The sequence below is a fragment of the Zooshikella ganghwensis DSM 15267 genome (assembly GCF_000428585.1).
GTDB lineage: Bacteria > Pseudomonadota > Gammaproteobacteria > Pseudomonadales > Zooshikellaceae > Zooshikella > Zooshikella ganghwensis.
The window spans coordinates 1-17555 of sequence record NZ_AUAF01000101.1 but is presented as its reverse complement, the minus strand read 5'-3'; the positions used below and the strand labels follow the sequence as shown (position 1 = coordinate 17555).

General features: G+C 40.7%; 14 protein-coding genes. 5 read left to right on the top strand and 9 right to left on the bottom strand.

The features are described 5' to 3' along the window. Positions 1–498 precede the first annotated feature (498 nt). Complete coding sequence (locus tag F607_RS30410; RefSeq protein ID WP_169719819.1) at positions 499–1410, top strand: YHYH protein; 912 nt, start codon at positions 499–501, stop codon at positions 1408–1410. Positions 1411–1712: 302 nt separating this feature from the next. Here F607_RS30410 and F607_RS0118410 read toward each other — a convergent pair whose 3' ends face one another. Beyond that, on the bottom strand, positions 1713–2051 hold the full coding sequence (locus tag F607_RS0118410; RefSeq protein WP_230400434.1) for a GIY-YIG nuclease family protein: 339 nt from the start codon (positions 2049–2051) through the stop codon (positions 1713–1715). Between the two features lie 28 nt (positions 2052–2079). Beyond that, positions 2080–3915, bottom strand: coding sequence for a glutamine--fructose-6-phosphate transaminase (isomerizing) (gene glmS / locus F607_RS33000; protein ID WP_051311616.1), 1836 nt, complete (start codon positions 3913–3915; stop codon positions 2080–2082). A gap of 97 nt (positions 3916–4012) precedes the next feature. Between glmS and F607_RS0118400 the strand changes: the two genes are divergently transcribed. Further along, positions 4013–4759 carry a TrmB family transcriptional regulator gene (locus tag F607_RS0118400; protein ID WP_027709268.1) on the top strand — a complete coding sequence of 249 codons (747 nt, stop codon included), beginning with the start codon at positions 4013–4015 and terminating at the stop codon, positions 4757–4759. Between the two features lie 90 nt (positions 4760–4849). On the opposite strand, the gene F607_RS0118395 is transcribed toward F607_RS0118400, so the two are convergent. The 4 genes from F607_RS0118395 to F607_RS0118375 form a co-directional block, all read right to left on the bottom strand. Next, a complete protein-coding gene (locus F607_RS0118395) occupies positions 4850–7708 on the bottom strand; it encodes a valine--tRNA ligase (protein WP_027709267.1) in 2859 nt (952 codons plus the stop codon). A 471-nt stretch (positions 7709–8179) separates the two neighbouring features. Further along, positions 8180–8827, bottom strand: coding sequence for a hypothetical protein (locus tag F607_RS30400; RefSeq protein WP_038291789.1), 648 nt, complete (start codon positions 8825–8827; stop codon positions 8180–8182). Beyond that, the gene (locus F607_RS0118380; RefSeq protein ID WP_027709266.1) at positions 8824–9273 is read right to left on the bottom strand and encodes a DNA polymerase III subunit chi; all 450 of its coding nucleotides are present in this window, start codon (positions 9271–9273) and stop codon (positions 8824–8826) included. The genes F607_RS30400 and F607_RS0118380 overlap by 4 nt, the downstream gene beginning before the upstream one ends. 276 nt (positions 9274–9549) lie before the next feature. Beyond that, complete coding sequence (locus F607_RS0118375) at positions 9550–11046, bottom strand: leucyl aminopeptidase (RefSeq protein WP_027709265.1); 1497 nt, start codon at positions 11044–11046, stop codon at positions 9550–9552. Positions 11047–11535: 489 nt separating this feature from the next. Here F607_RS0118375 and lptF point away from each other — a divergent pair, with 489 nt between their 5' ends. Together lptF and lptG are read left to right on the top strand one after the other, a co-directional pair. Further along, on the top strand, positions 11536–12648 hold the full coding sequence (gene lptF, locus F607_RS0118370; protein WP_027709264.1) for an LPS export ABC transporter permease LptF: 1113 nt from the start codon (positions 11536–11538) through the stop codon (positions 12646–12648). Between the two features lie 4 nt (positions 12649–12652). Beyond that, positions 12653–13717, top strand: a complete 1065-nt coding sequence (lptG, locus tag F607_RS0118365) for an LPS export ABC transporter permease LptG (protein ID WP_027709263.1) — start codon at positions 12653–12655, stop codon at positions 13715–13717. Positions 13718–13838: 121 nt separating this feature from the next. Here lptG and F607_RS0118360 read toward each other — a convergent pair whose 3' ends face one another. Beyond that, positions 13839–14327, bottom strand: coding sequence for an RDD family protein (locus tag F607_RS0118360; protein ID WP_027709262.1), 489 nt, complete (start codon positions 14325–14327; stop codon positions 13839–13841). A gap of 565 nt (positions 14328–14892) precedes the next feature. Between F607_RS0118360 and F607_RS0118355 the strand changes: the two genes are divergently transcribed. Beyond that, complete coding sequence (locus F607_RS0118355) at positions 14893–15285, top strand: hypothetical protein (protein ID WP_038291788.1); 393 nt, start codon at positions 14893–14895, stop codon at positions 15283–15285. Between the two features lie 85 nt (positions 15286–15370). Here the strand turns inward: F607_RS0118355 and F607_RS0118350 are convergent, their stop codons facing one another. Beyond that, positions 15371–15790, bottom strand: coding sequence for a hypothetical protein (locus F607_RS0118350; RefSeq protein WP_027709260.1), 420 nt, complete (start codon positions 15788–15790; stop codon positions 15371–15373). A gap of 244 nt (positions 15791–16034) precedes the next feature. Further along, positions 16035–16208, bottom strand: a complete 174-nt coding sequence (locus F607_RS34200; RefSeq protein ID WP_157365524.1) for a hypothetical protein — start codon at positions 16206–16208, stop codon at positions 16035–16037. Positions 16209–17555 lie beyond the last annotated feature (1347 nt).

Sequence of the window (17555 nt, the reverse complement as noted above, 5' to 3'; positions counted from 1 at the left end):
TTTAATTCTTCTTCTGTGAGCCAAAATCCTTTCATGGTCGCAAAGGATATACAATTTCCCTTGTTAAATCAAAAGATTAAACCTAATTCTCAAACGCTATGGGTATATTTATAGTTTTTATGGGTTGACTTAGTCTAAAAAATCATAACTAAGTTTCTGTTTAAAGTAGTTGAGTTTGATGAGAAATAAAAGTTAATAAGTTAATGATTTGGTGTTTTTTAGAAAATATTTTGTAATGAGATTGAGAGGTTTTGCGACATTTAAATGCTGTTTTTTTGTTTTGCTAATAATGGCAGGCAGAGTTTTTTTGTTGTCATGATTAGATGCTAAAGTGGGGGCTGTTAAGAAATATGAGAGTGTTTTTTTTGTAGAAGTTACCGATGTCGGCTTAGCTTTAAATAAGTGAAAATTATTATGTTGCAGTCTTTGTTTAAAATTGAACTTACATTAATTATTTTTATTATCTTGCCAAACACATGTTACTCAAAAAATGAGTACATGACATCAAACTTTATGAGTCCGCATGACTTTCATTACATTGCGAGTCTAATTTCTTTTGACTTTAAAGAGTGCACCTTGGAGACAAATAAAACGGCTACCTGTATAGAGCTTATTTTTATGAGTAGCCCATTACCGGAAGGTCCTTATTGTCCCAAAAGTATTGACCAAACTGGGGGGATTTATGATTACGATGGTGCTAGCAGTCCTGGGTTGCAACCGATTAATCGTAAATTACTGATGGCAATGGAAGCAGATGGATTTGATATTGTCGATAATCACGGCAGGGTTCGTATAGCTCATCCTGATGATGTTGTTCACCAAAAAAATAGAACGAAGAAGTATTGCCTAGAAGCCGATGCTGACTATAGTTTGAAGTTAAAATATTTAATACCTGCTAGGCCTATGCTACGAGAAGAACCTAGCCCTATTGATAATGTGTTGAGTCTCGTTGGTGTTTCAGTGTATGGAGTACCTATTAATGGTCCTGCACCTTCAATCGTTAATGGACCTAAGATGCCAGATGGTAGTCAGGGACCGGTAGGTGATTTACCGGCTGTAGATCCCTGTGGAGGTCATCAAGACCCATCTGGTTATTATCACTTTCATATGTTTCCTGAAACTATTAATAATGTTCTATTAACACATAAAATACATGATGTACGTTGCCTTTACGTACCTCAAACAGCCAATAGATTGATTGGTTTTGCTATGGATGGTTATCCTATTTATGCGAGCCTTGATGTAAACGGACAAGAGCCTATGGATTTGGACCAGTGTCGTGGACATATGGGTATTACAAAAGACTTTCCATTCAAAGTGTATCATTATCATGCCTCTAGCACGCAATCACCGAATACTTTGCCTTGTTTGAGTGGAGTTCAAGCAGATAGTCCGTTATCTGTTGAGTAAAAAACCACTATTTTGAGGTACCCATATGTTATACCCAATACGAAGGGTTTTTATACCCCAAGGGCACAAGGGTGTGGCCATCGAGTGGCGAAGCCTCATGAGCCTATATTATAGGTGATTGGGGTGGCAGTTAAATGCTCCTCGGCAATAGCTCCTGCATTGCTCTACTATATGACATCCATGTCATTATGCATAAACTGCATTTCCACCATTCTTGGTGGTCAAGAGCGCTGACAACAAACCCTAAAAATGATTCGTGAAGGGTATATTAGCTTTAAAATGTGATTATTTTGGACGTCATGTCATTGAGTGTCTGCAATGAGCTGTAACTTTTGTTTACGAGTTAGACGTTTTATTTGATTTTCTCGTTGGCTTGCGTCTGCTCGATTAGCACAACATTCAACGTAGACTATTTGCTTAGGAGCGGCGCGACGAAAAAATTTAGCGCCTTTCCCTGACAAATGCTCACTAAAGCGCCTATTAACATTGGTAGTAATGCCACAGTAAAGACCAGCATCTGAATCAATAAGGTAAACAAACCAGTTTTGTTGTGTCGGTGGCTCTTTTTTCATTAAGAATAAATGTACTGAAGCTTGCTTAATTGACGTATAATGGTTTAGCTGTATTGCAGCCTTTACCATGAAATTGAATTACTATACCTTGTTAGTTTTATATGACCGTAACGCTTTTTGCAAGGTTTCGTGGCTTATCTGGATTTAATCCTCTTTGGGTTGCCAGATAATAAGCGAGTAGCTGGCAGGGTATGATATGACTGATTACATTCGCGGGGTTATCTGGTGAGGGGAGTCTGATCATATGATCAAATAGTTCATTAGGTTGTTCGCTAATGCCTATGATCATCCCACCACGTGCTTTTACCTCTGATGCAATGGCTGTCATATAGTCTTCGTTGCGTTTATTCATAAAACAAATAACGGGAGTGCCTTTGTCGATTAGGGCAATGACGCCATGTTTTAATTCGCCAGCAGCAAAGGCTTCCGCATGAATATAGCTGGCTTCTTTTATATTTAGTGCACCAATTTTACTTGCACCGATAAATTGTTGGTTGCCTAGTAAATAAATATGTTCACCCGTGATTGTTTTGGCTAAATCTGCGATGGTTTGTAGACTATCATCAGTAAAATAGTGACTTAACTGGTGTGAGAGCCGGTCAATATTGTATTTTGCTGATTCATATTGATCGATAATTGTTTGTGCAAGTAAGTAACCAAAGGCTAATTGAGAAGTGCTGCTTTTGGTCGATAATACACAGACCTCAGGGCCGGCAGAACTTAAAAATGGGAAGTCAGAAAGCCTTGACATCATCGCCCCAGGCATATTAACGACACTGGCAATAAGCACATTTTTTTGTTTGGCTTGTTCAATAAAGTGGAGGGTATCAGCCGTCTCACCACTTTGGCTAATTGCAATAAGCACATCACCAGCCTGCATAGTAGGTAAATTACTTTGTGCCTCATAAGCAGGAACAGAGGTAACAAAAATATCAGCTATTTCCCGTAACAAGGAAGCAATTTGCTCACCAATAAAAAAAGCGGCACCGGCTCCGGTGATGTAAATATTTTGTGCTTGACTCATGGCATGTATAAGCTTTTCGAGTGCCAGTGGGTCAATTGCAGTTGCCTTGGTTAGGGTTGCCCACTGTTCTTGAATTTCTTTTAACATAAAGTGAGAAAAGCCATCTCGAGAGAGTTCTAACGAGTGGCGCTCAAATACTTGCCAATTGCTGGGTATTGTCTCATTAGTTTTTAAGTCAATAACCCTAACATTTTTTTGCTCGCAGCGAATCAGCTGCCAATCATCAAGGAGCAAGCAAGTATTGGTATACTTTGCAAAGGAATAATAGTCAGATGCAATAAAAAGTTCACTATAGCTATCTTGGTGATGGGCGTGATCTGAGATAATACCAGCTATCAGCGGCGATCCATTTCTTATACCAAGCAGTAGATTGAGACCTGCACAAATCAGTACAAGGGTATTACGCCCTTTAAGCATTTTAAATACACGACTTAATGCTTCCTGATAGTCATCAGCGGTTATTGGGCTTTTTTCACAGAAGTTATCTACTGATTTTATTTTGTTGAGTTCTATTTCAATGAGGCGAACAATAACCTCTGTATCCGTATCGCTGATTAAATTGATATTTAGTGATTTTAACTGTGTTTTTAACATCTGAAAATTTTCAACAATACCGTTGTGTACCAAGGCAAATTGCTTGGATGTCGATACATGGGGATGGCAGTTAGTCATATTGGCAGCTCCATGGGTAGCCCAGCGGGTATGGCCTAGCGCGATTGTACTTTTGAAGTCGATAGGTACTGTATCTGCCGTATAAAGTGGATCTAGTGTTTTATAAACCTCAACATTGTTTTTGATTGGAATTGCTAAACCCCAGGAATCATAGCCTCGATATTCTAAGTGTTTTAAACCTTGGACAACGGTTGTTACTGCATTGTTTTTACCAATATAACCAAATACACCACACATTGATTGTCACTCCTTTACTGACATTAGTATTGCTGAAGAATGATATATAAAGGATAATTTAGCGAATAGAGCAATTGTCAGCAGAAAATTGACAAATATGAATATTAAACAGGTATTAGCACAACTGGATTTTGAAGCGCGTGAAGTGGATATTTACTGTGCACTACTAACGCTAGGTACAGCTTCTATTCGTGATATTGCAGAGCAATCGGGTATTAACCGAGGGACTACCCATGAAATTCTTAAAAATTTACTAAAACGTGGTATCGTTAGCTTTTACCCAAAAGGTAAACGACGTCATTTTTGTGCCGAGTCACCAGAGAAGCTTATAGAGTTAGCAAATGACAAGCAGGAAAAACTTCGATCAGCAACACGACAGTTGGTTCATGACGTTATTCCTGATTTAAATCGTATGCGTTCAGATACCGGCTCCCCACAAGTTAAATACTATGAGGGTGATGATGGGATAGAAAGCGTACTAAAAGATATCTTGAATACTGCTGATAAAAGTGAATCTAGAAGTTACGATGTCTATTCCTCGAAAGCTATCCGTAAATATCTTTATCGCCCATTTCCTCATTACACGTTACAGCGTGTAAAACGCAATATTCGCGTTAGAGCCATTGCTATTGGGGAAGGGGGAGAAGATGCACCACTCTCAGAACGAAAATGGATTGATGATGGTGATGCTGGAGGGCAAGCAAGTTATGTTGCTATATATCCACCAAAGTGTGCCATGATATCACTACAGGAAGGCAACTATCCTACAGCTGTTGTGATTGAGTCAGCGGCAATCAGTCAGGCGTTAAAATTATCGTTTAATACACTTTGGATGTTGTTGTGACAATTAACAATTTTTATCCATAAAAAAGGCAGCTTTCGCTGCCTTTTATTTTTTTACAAGCAATTTAAATAGATAATTCTGAATTAGTATCTACAATTGTTGCATTTTACTGAGTTGCTCAGCGAATTTTTGTAGAGCATTTTCAACTTCTTTCAGTTTATTTTGCTCTTTTTCAACAACAACAGCAGGTGCTTTACTAATAAAGTTATCATTGGTTAATTTGTTGTTTAACCGGGTTTGCTCTTTGCTTAGCTTATCAATTTCTTTTTGTAAGCGAGCAATTTCAGCGGTTTTATCAACAAGGTCAGTCATGTTAACAAGTACTTCCAAGTCGCCCACCAGTTTTGTTGCGACCATATCAGGTGCTTTGCTGCCAGTAGGTAAGGTTTGAATATCGGCCAACTTAGCTAATCGTTTGAGGAAGGTATAATTACTGCCTAAACGTTTTGTATCCAATTCAGTGGCATTATTAAGCAGTACACTAATTTCAGCGCTAGGCTTAATGTTCATCTCACTGCGAATGGTACGAATCGCAACAACGATACCTTTTACCCATTCCAACTCAGCAACCGCGGCTTCATCAATATTGTTGGGGTCACAAGCGGGGTAAGGTTGCAACATGATAGTGTCGCCTTCTTTACCTGCCAGTGAGCGCACTTGCTGCCAAATTTCCTCAGTGATAAATGGCATGAAAGGGTGCGCTAAACGAAGAATAGCCTCTAGCACGCGCACTAAGGTATAGCGTGTACCACGCAATTGTTCTTCTGTGGCATTTTCATCCCACAGCACAGGTTTGGAAAGCTCTAAATACCAGTCACAATATTCATTCCAAATAAACTCATAAAGAGCTTGGCTGGCTAAATCAAAGCGGTAGGATTCAATCGCATCGCAAACGGCTTTTTCGGTATGCTGAAGCTTAGATACAATCCAGCGATCTGCCAGGCTGTAGTCAACTTCACCACCATTTTGACGACAGTCTTGGCCTTCTGTGTTCATTAATACATAACGTGCTGCATTCCATAGCTTGTTACAGAAGTTGCGGTAGCCTTCTAGTCGCTTCATATCCCAATTGATATCACGGCCTGTTGAAGCAAGAGAGAACAGCGTATAACGCAGCGCATCCGTTCCGTGAGCCGCAATACCTTCAGGGAACTGTGTTTGTGTACTTTGCTTGATACGCGCTGCAAGTTGTGGCTGCATCATATTGCCAGTACGTTTATTCAACAGGTCTTTTAGGCTGATGCCGTCAATCATATCCAAAGGATCTAATACGTTACCTTTGGTTTTCGACATTTTTTGACCATTTTCATCACGAATCAAGCCGGTGACATAGACGGTTTTAAAGGGAGCCTGCGGATTACCTTGCTCGTCTTTCATAAAGTACATTGTCATCATAATCATTCTGGCAACCCAGAAGAAAATAATGTCAAAGCCGGTTACTAAGACGTCAGTTGGGTGGAATGTTTGTAGACGCGCTGTATTTTCTGGCCAGCCAAGGGTACCGAAGGTCCATAACGCTGAGGAAAACCAGGTGTCCAGTACATCATTATCCTGGCTTAACGCTAAATCAGCAGCCAGCTTATATTTACTGCGAACTTCTTCTTCTGAACGACCTACATAGACATTGCCATTATTGTCATACCAAGCAGGAATACGATGACCCCACCACAGTTGACGGGAAATACACCAGTCCTGAATATCGCGCATCCAGGAGAAGTACATGTTTTCATACTGTTTGGGTACGAACTGGATATCTCCATCTTCAACCGCTTTAATTGCAGGTTCAGCCAGTGGTTTGATTTTTACAAACCATTGGTCTGTAAGTAGTGGCTCAATAACTTCACCTGAGCGATCACCACGAGGAGTCTTCAATGTGTGTGGCTCAATTTTTTCTAAAAAGCCCAGGTTATCAAATTCTTTGACGATTTTTTTGCGAGCGCTAAAGCGGTCAAGACCGTGATACTGCTCTGGAATAACATTCGTAACGGTTGTGTTAACTGTACCATCTAAATTAAAGACTTCCGCATGTTCACGAATGTTTGCATTGATCGTCATGACGTTAATCAGCGGCAGCTGGTGACGCTTACCCACGTCGTAGTCATTAAAATCATGAGCAGGGGTGATTTTTACGCAACCGGTTCCAAATTCGCGGTCAACATAGTCATCCGCAACTATTGGAATACGACGACCTACCACAGGTAGTTCAACATACTGGCCAACAAGATGCTGATAACGCTCATCTTTAGGGTTTACAGCAACTGCAGTATCACCCAGCATGGTTTCTGGACGAGTCGTAGCAACTACAATAAAGTCGCTGCCATCTAGTGTTTTAGCGCCATCTACGAGTGGATAACGGAAGTGCCAAAGGCTACCTTGTTCTTCAGTAGACTCAACTTCAAGGTCGGAAATGGCTGTGTGTAATTTCGGGTCCCAATTGACCAGTCGTTTACCACGATAGATCAAACCGTCATCATGCAGCCGGATGAATACTTCTTGTACTGCATTGTAGAAACCTTCATCCATGGTGAAACGTTCGGTTTCCCAATCAACAGAGTTACCCAGACGGCGCATTTGTCGGGTAATGGTATTACCTGACTGTTCTTTCCATTCCCATACTTTTTCAATAAAAGCATCTCTACCAAGGTCATGGCGAGATTTACTTTCTTCAGCGGCGAGTTTGCGCTCCACCACCATCTGCGTTGCAATACCTGCGTGGTCGGTACCCACTTGCCACAACGAGTTATATCCTTGCATACGACGATAGCGCGTCAATGCGTCCATGATGGACTGCTGAAAGGCGTGGCCCATATGCAGTGAGCCTGTGACATTGGGAGGAGGGATCATGATGGTATAGGATGTACCTTTACCACTGGGTGCAAAGTAGTTTTTCTCCTCCCAGTTTTTATACCAAGAGCGCTCAATCTCGTGTGGTTGGTAGGTCTTTTCCATGGTTGTGTCTAAACTCACCGTTTTTCCAGAAATGCAAACCGCTGATTATACATAGGGGAGTGGTTTGCGTGCCAGTATTCGTTCAGAGATGGTGTCTTATTTAGTGTAGCGTTAAAAAAAGTTTAAGATTTAATCATCTCAACATGAGTATACCCGTCCCCTCCAGCTAAAGAGGTTGCTGCAAAACTGTGGCACATGCAAATACTGCGTTAAATATCAGCATAAATTATTCATTTATAAGCTATGAACTCCGCTTTTTCGCTGATTTTGCCGTGTCTTTACTTGGTGCGACACCTTTTAAAATAGTTATGGGGGTATATACGGGTAATGGAGTGGAATAGCTTATCGAGTTGATAGTTAAATACAATGGCTTTAGTAAAACTAAAGCGTGATAACCAACGTAAAGTGAACCTACTAGTAGAAATAGGGGACTAGTAATACCCAGAAAGTATGTATTAACGGTGAGTTTGCTTAATTATCCATGAACCGGTTTACAATCTGCTGTATTTGGGAGCGTAGCCGCTTATGAAACTCAGCTTCTATTTGTGGAATATATTCATCGATAATTTCTTGTAAAATAAGCTCGCTTTCTAACTCTAAGGCGCGCTTTAGTTTATTTTTTTTAGCTTGGTTTAACGACTCTGCTTGTGACACTTCGGTAAAAATAGCCTGTTTATGTTGTTCTGCTTCTTGTTGAAGCGAGGTAGATTTAGGGGAGCTAAGTTTATCTAAAGTTTCTGCAGGAAGAAATGGGTTTATCGATCCATTGAGTGTAGGTATTTCTTGTAACTCAGGCGTTTTTTGCTGATCAGCTTGATAATTGGTTTCTGCGATATCTTCCAGAATAGGAATATTATCGTCATAGCGCTGGACTGATGCGCCATCATCATCAAACACCAGGCTTTCAGAGACAAAAAAGAGGTCAGTTTCACCACTATTGTCCTTTTCGCTAGCGTGGTTCAAGTTATCTATTTCAGCGTTTGCACTGACCAGATTGAAAGCGGGTGCCGCTGATGTATGAGGAAAAGTAGGTTGTTCATCATCCAAAAGGCTTTTTATTGACTCAAGGTCATGAATTAAGGCTTCTGTTTTTTCTCTGGATGGTTTGAGCTTAGTCATTCTCGCATCGTTTTTCGTAAGTCATGTGTGTGCAAAGGATAACCACTTTCACGATAAATCATGAAGTTCTTACGAGAGTTTTTGCGACTTTCTTCATGACCATAAACGATTTCTGAGACACGGTTAAAATGTGAAAATGCTTCAGGAATCGTGTTGGCTAAATTGATTAAAACATCATAAGGGGGATGAGGAGGATTTTGCCAGCCAATGGCCACTTTATTGTCCTTGGTACGCGGACTTTGTGCGTCAAGAATATGATGTGGAATAAAACTATCAGGGCGAAAAGACCACAGAAGCTGGTCAAAAAGTTGAGCATCAGCTTGCGTATTTAAATGTGCGTAAATGTGATGCCCCATTTTGTAAGCTTTTTCAATAAGTCGGCAAGCAAACTGCCATTGGGCATCCTGTGTTGTGCCTTGGACAATATAAAAATCAACTCGAGGCATAAAAACTATTACTACTCATTTGTGGCAAGGAAAAGACTGAAAGAATTGAAGTGCTCGATACTCATGAAGCATTGTATTTGAGTGAGCTTGCATCAGCCGTATACCCATAAGCACGAAACACCAGCTTTGGGTACACGTGATGTATAGTTTAGTGACTTGAGGCCAAAATAGCCATTTTGCTTAGCTAGGGCCTGTGAACACTATTTGAACTCATCACTGCCGAAGACTCTTTTTTCGCCTAGCTCAAATAGTGTTCACAGGCCCTAGTAGAAAAGGCTAGTTGGCTTGGTCAATAAGATACTGCGTCAACAAAGGAACAGGTCGTCCAGAAGCATTCTTTTTCTCACCACTTGTCCAAGCAACACCTGCAATATCTAAATGTGCCCAAGGGTAACTTTTGGTAAAGCGAGATAAGAAACAGGCGGCAGTGATGGTGCCTGCTTTGGGACCACCGATGTTGGCCATATCGGCAAATGGGCTATCAAGCTGCTCCTGATAATCTTCCCACAGAGGAAGCTGCCAAGCTCGATCATAAGCAGTTTGACTTGCATCAAGTAGCTGGTTGGCAAGCTCATCATTGTTGCTGCAAAGTGCAGAGGTATGTGCACCCAGTGCCACGACACAAGCCCCTGTCAGGGTGGCAATATCAATCACTGCTGCAGGCTTGAAGCGCTCTGCATAGGTTAGTGCATCACAAAGAACTAGGCGTCCTTCTGCATCTGTATTTAGAATCTCAATCGTAAGGCCTGCCATTGAAGTGACAATATCGCCTGGCTTCGTGGCTTTACCGCTGGGAAGATTTTCTGCCGCAGCAATAATGCCTACCACATTAATGGGTAATTGAAGTTCAACAATGGTACGTAAGGTGCCCATTACGCTGGCAGCCCCGCACATGTCGTATTTCATTTCATCCATGTTAGCCGCAGGCTTCAGGCTGATACCACCACTATCAAAGGTTATTCCTTTGCCTACTAATACGTAAGGCGCCTGGTTTTTTTTGCCGCCATTATACTCAACAACGATAAGGCGAGGGGGCTCCTCTGTGCCAGCCGTTACTGAAAGAAAGGCGCCCATATTTAAAGCTTTTATCTCTTTTTCAGTTAATGCTGTGGCTTTAACATTGTTAAAGTCTTTCTCCAACGCTTTTGCTTCTTTTGCTAAATAACGTGGTGTACAGACATTTGCAGGAAGATTGCCAAGGTCTTTGGCTTTATAGATACCCTTGATAAGGGCTTTACCATGCAGGCAGGCTTGTTTCAGGCTTTGCTGCTCATCTTTGTCACTGTGACAGAAGGTAACTTTGGTGAGCGCGTATTTTTTTAGTGCTTTTTTATCTGTTTTAAACTGATCAAATGAGTAACTTTGGTGGCCAATAGCTTGAATAATGTGTCGTGTTTTCCAATAAGCATCATGACCAGCTACAGATAAATCCTCTGCTAAAGTGATTACGGCATTTTTACTTGCGGTATTCAGCAAGGTATTAATAGCACTATTGACAATGGAAAAGAATTTTTTAGGGGTTAAGGATTCTGCTTTACCTGCACCCACTAATAAAACACGTTTTGCTGTAATGTTAGGTACATGAGGTAGCAGGAGTACTTCTCCTGGTTTACCTGTCATATCGCCTTGCTTTAATACTTGGCTTAAAAATCCTTCACTCGCCTGGTCTAGTGCTTCACCTGTAGTGGATAAAGAGCGATTAGCAAAAACAGCGGTCACTAAACAATCTGTATTTTGTTCACTGGGGTGAGTGGATTTGGTAACGAAATCCATGAATACTCCATTATTGATAAGTCAGTACACAGGATATGTCCCCTTCATGATGGTGGTAAACCATCTTCTGTGGGGCATGCTAAAAGTACGTAGGTGTGATTAGCTTTGCAGATAATGAACGAAGAGTAGTGAGATTTCTTATGTTTTGTATTGAACAATGCTGCAAAAACATTCACACTTCTGGCGACCTAGTGTATCAGTTAGTTTCCTTAGTTCACAAATCTATCCCTTTAAGCCAAAAGAGTGAAAACAAGCGTACACTTTTTGGGTGGACTAAAAGTGGGTAAATAGCTTGAGTAGCGTAACTTTTATCGCTCTTTGAGGTCTCAGGTATAGTTCTTGGTGGCCATAGACTCAGAGGTTTTGTACTTATGTACTAAGCATCTAAGTCTGTATTTTTTACCCTTTTATTTAGGGTAACTGTACTACAAAGTCCGTGTTCTTGGTTTTTTTGGTTATAGAATCAGTTATAGAAAAGGGCGTCAGCCGTTGATTATTTTTCGGTATTTGGCAAAAGAAGTTGTTTATACAATGGCAGCCGTCAGTGGTGTGCTGTTATTGATCATTATGAGTGGCCGATTTATCCGCTATTTGGGAGAAGCTGCTACAGGGCAGTTACGGGCGGACTTTTTATTTGCCATTATGGGCTACCGGTTGCCAGGTTTTTTAGAGTTGATTGTACCACTGGGCTTATTTTTAGGCATATTGCTTGCCTATGGCCGTCTTTATGTAGAAAGCGAGATGGCTGTATTAACCGCTTGTGGGGTTAGCCAAAACCAGATTCTTAAGATGACCATGATTCCTGCGCTGCTCATTGCCATTTTAGTGGGATTTATGGGAATTGTGGTCAGTCCTTGGGGTGCAAACCATGTTGAAAATATTTTTGCTCAACAGGATGCGATGACTGAATTTGAAACTTTGGTTCCTGGCCGTTTTCAGGGGCAAGAAGGTGCAGGGCGTGTAACCTATACAGAAGAACTGTTTGATGACCGGCAACGAATGCGCAATGTTTTTATCTCTCACAGTAACCCTGATGATATTAAACGACGCTTGACGGTTTTGGTTGCTGAGGAAGGTACTCAGCAAATTGATGATGCAACAGGTGCACGTTACTTGGTATTACATAATGGCTATCGTTATGATGGCACACCTGGCCAACCTGATTATAGAGTGACGAAGTACAAGATATACGGCATCAAGATGCCTGAAAGTAAAGTAACCAAAGAAAGCCCCAAAGAAAAAGCAATCGCAACAAGTGTCTTATGGCACTCTGATAAACCAGAACACCAGGCAGAGTTACAGTGGCGCCTTTCGCTTCCAATAATTGTCTTGGTAGTTACCTTCCTAGCCGTCCCTCTTAGTAAAGTAAATCCACGCCAAGGACGCTTTTTGAAACTACTGCCTGCGGTATTAATCTACTTGCTATATCTTGCGCTGCTCATAGGTCTGAAAGGGGCAATTGAAGACGGTAAAGTGAGTTCTTTCCCTGTGTTATGGCCTGCGCATCTTATATTTATTGGTGTTGCGTGGTTGCTTCTTAGTAAAGATAACTTACCACGTATGATAAAGCGTAAAACGAAGCCCATAGCGCAGGAGGGTTAAGCCAGTGCGTCTTTTAGATCGTTATATTGGTCGTCATGTGCTTGGAGCAGTGCTGGTTGTTTTATTAATCATTGTTGCGCTGGATACACTGTTTGGCTTTGTCGCCCAGCTAGAAAGTATGCGGGCCAATTACCAGATGGCAGAAGTGTTGGAATATACGTTATTAACGATACCAAAGCGCATTTATCAATTTATACCCTTTTCAGCCATGATCGGTTGTTTAGTGGGGCTAGGAGCATTAGCCAGCAATAGTGAATTGGCCGTTATGCGTGCTGCTGGTGTATCGCTGACACGCATTTTATTTGCAGTATTAAAGCCAACCCTGCTGCTTATTTGTGTTGGTTTAGCAATCGGAGAATATGTTGCCCCATTAACTGAGCAGCTTGCTGATAGTGGACGAGCTATTGCACGCAGTGGTGATGGTAAGCAGAGCTTTTCTCAGCAGGGACTTTGGCACCGAGAAGGTGACGAGTTCATGCGTTTTAACGCTGTGGAGCCTAATGGTAAGCTGCATGGTGTAACACGGATGAAGTTTAATAAGCAGCGAGAGCTGTTGGAGTCGAGCTTTGCTGAGCAAGCAATTTATCAAGGCGATCACTGGGTTTTGCAGAATTTAACCCTAAATAAATTTGAGGATGGTCAGATCACAACGGTCACACTCCCAAGGTTAGAGTGGAAAACTTCACTTTCCCGAGAGCTGTTAAATGTTGTGGTTGTTAAGCCTGACGATTTAGCCATACAAGGACTTCATACTTATGTTGCGTATCTTAAAGCACAAGGTTTGAACGCTGGAGAATATGAATTGGCATTTTGGCGAAAGGTTATGCAACCCTTGGCAGTGATTGCCTTAGTGCTTATTGGTATCTCATTTATTTTTGGTCCTTTGCGGACTGTGACGATGGGCTTGAGAGTCTTTACTGGTGTTGTTGTCGGGTTGATGTTTAGTATTTTACAAGACTTATTAGGGCCATCTAGTTTAGTGTTTGGTTTTCACCCACTGTTTGCCATCTTAGCACCCATTGTGATTTGTATCGTGATTGGAAGTGCTCTTTTACGCCGGGCTGGCTAATTCCAAACTTCACGATGCTCTGTTATTTCCTCACCATTCCTAGCCCAATTGCTTAATGACTATAGGGCTAGGAGTTGGTGTTCTTAGCGGTTGACGGCCAGTAAAAAGATAGCGCAATAAGCTACTTAACTTTTGAGCTGTTTTTTGGTTTGGGAGGTAGTAATACCACGTTTGACATGGAATAGCGGTCATGCCAGGTTTTTTTATCTTTATCCACTAGCATCCACCAAAAGCCTAACCCTCCTAATCCAAGTGATACCATCCCGATCATAAAGCGTAGCAAGCACTGGTTTAATCGAATCATAGAGCCATCAGGATTTTGTACTCTTACCCGCCAGACTTGCATACCAAGGGTTTGGCCACTCACGGTCCAAAATTTGGCGAAAAATCCAAATAAGACAAATAAGAGTATGGAAGCAAGTAGTGGGTCAAAGCCACTATGAGCTGATCGCGCTTTAACTTCTTCTGCGCCTAAAATGAGTGCAAGGAGAAATAAATATAAGCCAGTTGTAAGTAGTGCTAAGGCAAGCAGCAGCAAAGCGTCATAAAACATCGCTGCTACTCTTCGCCAGAGCGGTGCGGAAGGCAAAGTGATTGTCGTTTTTTCCATAGATATTAACTAACTTTCTAGTGGTTGTTTTTTCATTGCCTGTATATGTCCTCTAAAGTTACTTTTTTAGCATTCATAAGATGATATTCCTGGCCCTTCGTGAGTAGGCTTTTTCACCTATCGAAAAACCACTGATGAAATGAGCTAAAAAATAATGCGAGCATATTTTAATCAGACAAAGACGGTTTAACCCTACTTGCAGAATCTATGTTTTTTCTCGAATGACGCTTTAACTAGAGTGACTCTCAAGTTATAGCGACACTTAAGACTTATTACTCATTATGAGGTAAGTCGCTATGTGCCAGCCTGCTTTCTTTACTGACAACCCCATATTCTTTGTATATGGGGTTGAATGTTAGAAGTTTGCTGAAGACATACATTCCTCTTTACCTCCAAGCGGACCATATTAACAAATTTTATGTGTTGTGTGTTGACTTGTTATCACATCACTGGTGATTTGATGACATGAAGAAAATACGAGTTGAATGTAATACTTGAAATAAAACAGGTTTATTATTTTAATTTGATCACTTTATTTATGTGATGAAAGGTTGTGAGCACACAGATGCTGAGATTAAGAAATATACCGATTAGAGTGAATGGTCAGAGAGTCTGCTTAGATGATTTATGGCTAGCATCGAGTGTGGGAACCAACTTGTCTCCTACTTGCTGGTTGCAAGAGAAAACCACTCAACAGACTTTACTGGAGATGAACTTAGAGATGTCTATGAGTGAAACGGACTTGGTGTGTAGCTTAGAGGGGGCTGTTTATGCTACGCATGAGCTAAGCCAAATGTATGCTAGCTGGGTTGATGCAGAGTATGGTATTGAAGTCATAAATGCACTGCTAGCATTTGACGACTCAAGCGTACAACCAGTCAAGGAGGTGACTGATACAGTAGAAGCCGGTCATGCATTTATTGCTGCAGTAGAAAAAGAGCGAGCGCTTATCAGCTAGATAATTTATGGTAATAGACTTTATGGATCTATAACTTAAGAAATTATCGCTATCTTTCTATATCATTGACTGTCTCGAAAGAACCTCAGGCTCTTTCGAGGCGCTCTAGGAAGCCTTCAAGCTGAGTATAGTACCCCATATGGTGCGGGTGTAAGTGCAAGCCACTTAATATTTCAGCTACCCGCTTCTTCTCATCTTCTTCAAGTACGGCATGGGCTTTTTCTAAAGCAGATGCGGCAATGAGCGCTACATCAAGATACTGAGAGTGAAGGAGTCTTGTTAGGATTGTGATGCGCTCGTTATAAGTAGCTTGATGCATGACTTTAGCAATACGTTCCTGCCAGTATTTAGGCTTATTTAAAATTGTATTTGCTAAAAAGTTCCTATCTTCTGGCGACAAGTTTTGTAGAAATCGAGCCGCAGCATACATATTCTCATCATGCCAGCCAGAGTAGCTGTTCCCAATGATGGCTTTAAATGTGTTGAGTAATTCTGAATGTTCCATGATATATGCGCAATTTCGTAGTTGGATTGTGTTAAGAATTAGTGTTTTTATTTCAAATGGTCCGGAATAATGATAACGAATTGTCGCATAAATAACGTGAATAAAGTCTTGAAAAGCTATTTTATTACCAGTGCAGACTTATTTTTTGTTAAATGTAGATGTTTGTATGTCGCAATTTTGAGTGGATAGTAAGTTCAGCCCAAAAAAATATTTGTGAGATATTTCAAGTTGTAAAGGACTGGTTTTATTTATAGAGCCAGTCTTTAACAGACTGGATAAGCGTGTTAATAAATGTAGGATTTTTGTTGGTTTTTTTGTTTGATTGCTGTGCTTGATAAATTCCATGACGAAAACAGACTTTATCTTCATGGTAGTTTGCTTCTGTTTCCTTGTTGGTTGTTACTTTTTTGCTTTCCATAGGTGCTTTATGATGTTGATACTGTTGATAGGTAGTGTTAGGTCAGCATAAAACTGTGATGAGCTTTTGTTTTTGCTGAGAAATCAATTGTTTTGCACAAGTATAAGATGATTGTGAGTAGAAGCTTTTATTAGTCAAGTGACAGAGTCTATGCTGTCTGTGTGAACAAATTATACTGGAAATGTTTATTTTAAAACTGTGACTAATTCACAATTCAATTAGCGATCATTTACTAAAAAGTCGGATGAAATGAATACCTTTAGGCAATACTTGGAAAGCATAAACAATGTATACATAGTACATTTATTGTGTTGTTAGAGTTTTATAGTATCCTTTGCTACCGACTTTTTAGTATATCTAAAAGGTATCTAGGCTTTTAATAGCTTACTTATACTGAACAAGCTAAATGTGCTTTGGGGTAAATCAATTTAGACTATCAAGGTATTAAAAAAATAAATGTTGGGTTTCTAGAGCTGAGTTCTGCATAGCTTTTCTTGTTGGCTGTTATCAAAGTCAATATTGATATGGTGAATGCATAAAATAAAATAGTCATGCTGACTAAATATCTGTTTAGATTCGTTAATATATTGCTCCCTTTATTACAATATATGGCTTAGCTATGGGTATTACTTGGTTTCAAGAAAAGCAAAAAAATGAAATGTAAAAAAACTGAATTACTGTTTGATGATAGCAATGGAGAGCACTGTAATGTTTAGCAGAGCCAGTCCTAAGAATAGTAGAAATCCAGTGTTAGATAATGGTGATAGTGTTTGTGGGTAACTTACTAAGTGTGGAAGCTCTGATAGTAAAATAGTTGAGGTCATGTGAAACTCTCCTTTGGTTTATGCTAAGAAGAGTAGTTGGTTGGTGAGTATGTTTGAACAGTGTTAAATGAGGTATTAGAGGCTAATACTCGACGTTTAATTTTCTTGTGTACGCCCGGCATGGGCATTGAATTTATGGGGTGAAAGTCCCCTGTAGGAAGGTCACCTTTAAATCAATCTTAAACGATTAAAGGCTAACTACTAGTGAATGGCAAGGGCCAATCCGTAAGGAATGGTCTGGAGGAAGCCGCTAACAACGTTGCGAGCTGATGAACAAGAACATCATATGAGGCGTAGGCTGGAGGCGAGATGGCACAAGACATCAAAGCCATGTGATCTAACGGCCACCGTAAATGATGCAGTTGTGCAACGAAGGTTCATGCTCTTATCCGGGGAGATCCAACATTCCTGCGTCCTTCGCTTCGCTGCGGAAAATACCAGATAAGAGGCTGGTTAATCAACTCTTGGCGCACCATTCGCTGCAAATGATGCGAGCAAAAACAGCAGCACCCACAGCTAAGCC